Raw genomic sequence first — 398 nt, forward strand, 5'->3', positions numbered from 1 at the left:
CCCCGGCTCCGAGCTGCCAAAGGCGCAAGTAGTGGTGGTAGAAGTACCCGACACGCTTGAAGTGATGAGTATCAATGGCCAAGAGCTGCCTTTGGCCAATTCGAGTTTCGGCACGAAGAACAAAACGCTGCATCTGCAGCCCGGTAAATATCGTATCAATGCCTACTACAAGAACGGCTTTGATATCGGCGGTGGCCTGAGCCACGAAATCGTCCGCACGCGCGGAGCGGTGTACAGCCTGGATGGTCGTGCTGGTGACGTCTGGAAGCTGGAATACAACGAGCCGGCCAACTTGCAAGAAGCTCGCGCGATGAAGGACACTTTCGCCGGCTGGTCGAAGAACCAGCTCACCGGCGAACGCATCGAGACGACAGTCGGAGCAGAACCGACTTCCGCTG

1 protein-coding gene is annotated in these 398 nt (G+C 57.3%); it reads left to right on the forward strand.

The window, feature by feature from the left end; translation table 11 throughout:
* The coding region (locus AAEZ09_RS27935) for a DUF2057 family protein (protein WP_350601588.1) at positions 1 to 398 on the forward strand (398 nt) is incomplete at both ends.

It is taken from the genome of Pseudomonas sp. 65/3-MNA-CIBAN-0223, from assembly GCF_040310425.1.
In the GTDB taxonomy this organism is placed as follows: domain Bacteria; phylum Pseudomonadota; class Gammaproteobacteria; order Pseudomonadales; family Pseudomonadaceae; genus Aquipseudomonas; species Aquipseudomonas gregormendelii.